The following is a 3501-nucleotide window of genomic DNA, read 5'->3' on the forward strand; positions in this document are numbered from 1 at the left end:
AATTACAACATTCGAGGGGGTGAAGTCAAGGAAAGCAGGGAGGAGAAGTAAGAATTTGTACAATAAAAAGATCTGTTAATAGGGCTGTTGCAAATTACTAATTCTTAAACGCTTTGGGCTGTGATCAATCACAATTAACAATTATTAATTGACTTTGAGCTTTAGAAATCGTATTTTTGTGGACTCATTTCAAATTCGTTTATTATTATGAAAAGATATTTCTTAGCAGTGGTCTATGCTTTTTTGAGCTTGGGAACACTTGCTACAAATGCACAAACAAAAAAGATGAACACTAAGGAAATTTATTTCGCAGGGGGTTGCTTTTGGGGAACCGAGCACTTCCTCAAACAGATACGAGGGGTGGTCTCCACCGAGGTGGGCTATGCCAATGGCAATGTGGCCAACCCTACTTACAAGCAGGTATGCCAAGGCAATACCCAGTTTGCCGAAACGGTCAAGGTGGTTTACAACCCTTCTGAGGTGGCTTTGCCCTTACTTATCGACCTCTATCTGAAGAGCATAGACCCTACTTCGCTGAACAAGCAGGGCAATGACCGTGGCTCCCAGTACCGTACCGGTATCTATTATAAGGATAAGGGAGATGAGACCATCATCCGCCAGCAGCTTGCGGCCTTGGCCAAGCAGTACAGTAAGCCCATCGTGGTGGAAAACTTGCCGCTGAAGAACTTCTACCCTGCGGAGGATTATCACCAAGACTATTTGGATAAGAACCCTCACGGCTATTGCCACCTCTCCCCTGCCCTTTTTGAGATGGCTCGCAAGGCCAACGCTAAAAAGGCAGCTCCTAAGACAAGCTACACTGTCAAAGACCAGGCTACGCTGAAGAAGGAACTCACTGCTATGCAGTATGAGGTTACCCAAAATAGTGCTACCGAACCGCCTTTCCGCAATGAATATTGGAAGGAAAAGCGCGAGGGCATCTATGTGGATATCACCACCGGAGAGCCGCTATTTTCCTCCACCGACAAGTTCGAATCCGGTTGTGGCTGGCCTAGTTTTTCCAAACCTATCAGCAAGGAGCTCATCAAGGAATATTTGGACAAATCACATAATATGATCCGTACCGAAGTGAGAAGCAAGCTCGGCAATGCGCACTTAGGGCATGTCTTCACTGATGGGCCTAAGGATAAGGGAGGCTTACGCTATTGTATCAACAGTGCCTCACTGCGCTTTATTCCTAAGGAAGAGATGGAGAAAGAAGGGTATAGCCTTAAACTAATAGGTAAATGATTAATGATTAATGGTTAATGGTTAATGATTAATGACAAATAAAAATACGATGAGAACATTTGCTTTAGTGGGGCGTAACATATCTTATTCTTTTTCTCGGAAGTATTTTGCAGAAAAATTTGCTAAAGAACAGATTGCCAATTGTGAGTATATCAATTTTGACATTCCTACCATAGAGGGATTACCTACCCTTATCCGTAGTACCCCTACCCTTGCGGGAATGAATGTTACCATACCCTACAAGGAGGCGATACTTCCCTTACTTGATGAGCAAGACGAAGCCCTTATAGCTATCAAGGCTTGCAATACGATTAAGATACTCCCTTCGGGTAAGCTCAAGGGCTATAATACGGACTATATAGGTTTTCGGGATTCCTTAGTGCCTTACTTAAAACCTCACCACCATAGCGCACTCATTCTCGGTACAGGAGGAGCGAGCAAGGCCGTTGCTTTTGCACTTAATCAGTTGGAGATTCCCTGCCAACTCGTTTCCCGTGAGCGATCTACCGTAGCCATCTCTTATAAGGAGCTAACCCAAGAGCTGATCGAGGCACATCCCCTTATTATCAATACTACTCCCTTGGGTACTTTCCCGAAGGTGGCGGATTTTCCTCCCATTCCTTATCAATGGATTACAAGTAGGCATCTCCTATATGACCTTATCTATAACCCAGAGCGGACAACTTTCCTCTGCAAAGGAGCTGCTCAAGGAGCAACCATCCTCAATGGCTATCCTATGCTTGTCCTCCAAGCAGAAGCCGCTTGGAAAATCTGGAACAATAATCTATGATTAGTCATTGGTCATTCTATAAGTATCTTCCTCCCCTTCGAGGAGTTGCAGGTAGCTTTTGTAGCGGCTCCAGTGGAGCTGATTCTCTTCGAGGGCTTGCTTGACGGCACATTGAGGTTCGTTCAGGTGCAGGCAGTTATGGAACTTACAGAGGTGCTTAAGGGCAAAGAACTCCGGAAAGTAATCCCCCAGTTCCTCTGAGGTGAAATCCACTACACCCAAGCCCTTAATCCCTGGGGTATCGATGATACGAGCATCGAAGCCTAAGTCGTACATTTGGGCAAAGGTAGTGGTATGTTGTCCCTGATTATGTTGTTCGGAGAGGGGTTGGGTCTTGAGCTCGAGGGAGGGAGCCAGCGCATTGATCAGGGTGGATTTCCCAGCTCCTGAGTGGCCTATAACCATGGCCGTTTTGCCCTGCAAACGTTCTTTTACTTGAGGGATATTCTTGCCTGTGTGTGCGGAGATACCGATACACTCATAGCCCACATCGCGGTACATATAAGCCAAATACTTCACCTGGGCCAGCTCATCGGGCGTATAGGTATCCACCTTATTAAAGAGCAGTACAGCAGGGATACTATAAGCCTCGGCCGTAACCAAGAAGCGATCGATGAAAACGGTGTAAGTGGTGGGATTATTAAGGGTCACCAAAAGGAAAGCCACATCAATATTGGCCGCAAGGATATGGGTCTGCTTGGAGAGATTGACCGATTTGCGGATGATGTAGTTCTCCCGAGGCGCAATCTCGGTAATGACCCCCTGCCCCTGGACTTCCGATAGGTGAAAGGTAACCCTATCCCCTACGGCTATGGGGTTGGTATTTTTGATTTCCTTGAGGCGAAACCGCCCCTTGAGGCGACATTCGTAGTATTGCTGGTCTTCTCCCTTGACCACATACCAGCTCCCGGTGGATTTATAGACGATTCCAATCATAGAAGTGAAGCGTGAAAAGTGAAGCGTGTATCACTATTCATTTGAAAGCGCAAATGTACAAAAAAAAGCAATAAGTATCGCTACTTATTGCTTTAGAAGTCATAAAACCATTCATTTACGCTTCTGCGTTTGTTTCAGGAGCCCATTCGTTGCAGAGCATTCCCTGTGCAGCATGTGATTGGTTGGCACAAGCAGGGGTGTTATATTTTGCACAAGATAGGCAATCTACTTCCCCTTGAAGGCTTGGACGCATGTTGAAGCTGTCGCAAGTGTGTTTCACTTCCACTTTGGTGTGGTGAAGTTTGCATACGTTTTCTGCTGTCAAATTCTCGCAATTTACACAGCCATTTACTAATCTAATAGCCATAATTTTTCGTTTTTAGTGTTATATATTCTGTCGTTGTTTTCTGAGTGCAAAGTTACGGCGAGATGTTTTTAGAAACAAAATAAATAACTCATTTTCAATAATATGTATTTTGAATAAGTAAAAACTAATGGTTAATGGTTAATGGTTAATGATTAAT

General features: G+C 44.7%; 4 protein-coding genes. 2 read left to right on the forward strand and 2 right to left on the reverse strand.

Translation table 11 applies throughout. The annotated features are described in order from the left end of the window. Positions 1–207: 207 nt before the first annotated feature. Positions 208–1251, forward strand: coding sequence for a peptide-methionine (R)-S-oxide reductase MsrB (msrB, locus tag HMPREF1551_RS12840; protein WP_021629613.1), 1044 nt, complete (start codon positions 208–210; stop codon positions 1249–1251). A 49-nt stretch (positions 1252–1300) separates the two neighbouring features. Continuing rightward, positions 1301–2041, forward strand: coding sequence for a shikimate dehydrogenase family protein (locus HMPREF1551_RS12845; protein ID WP_034544741.1), 741 nt, complete (start codon positions 1301–1303; stop codon positions 2039–2041). On the opposite strand, the gene rsgA is transcribed toward HMPREF1551_RS12845, so the two are convergent. Further along, complete coding sequence (rsgA, locus tag HMPREF1551_RS12850) at positions 2042–2977, reverse strand: ribosome small subunit-dependent GTPase A (protein ID WP_021629615.1); 936 nt, start codon at positions 2975–2977, stop codon at positions 2042–2044. A 115-nt stretch (positions 2978–3092) separates the two neighbouring features. Next, a complete protein-coding gene (locus HMPREF1551_RS14310; protein WP_021629616.1) occupies positions 3093–3230 on the reverse strand; it encodes a hypothetical protein in 138 nt (45 codons plus the stop codon). Positions 3231–3501: the final 271 nt, after the last annotated feature.

Source organism: Capnocytophaga sp. oral taxon 863 str. F0517, from assembly GCF_000466425.1.
Taxonomy (GTDB): Bacteria; Bacteroidota; Bacteroidia; order Flavobacteriales; family Flavobacteriaceae; genus Capnocytophaga.

Coding starts and splice junctions, on each gene's coding strand:
- msrB (WP_021629613.1), top strand. CDS start 208: ATGAAAAGATATTTCTTAGCAGTGGTCTATGCTTTTTTGAGCTTGGGA.
- HMPREF1551_RS12845 (WP_034544741.1), top strand. CDS start 1,301: ATGAGAACATTTGCTTTAGTGGGGCGTAACATATCTTATTCTTTTTCT.
- rsgA (WP_021629615.1), bottom strand. CDS start 2,977: ATGATTGGAATCGTCTATAAATCCACCGGGAGCTGGTATGTGGTCAAG.
- HMPREF1551_RS14310 (WP_021629616.1), bottom strand. CDS start 3,230: ATGCGTCCAAGCCTTCAAGGGGAAGTAGATTGCCTATCTTGTGCAAAA.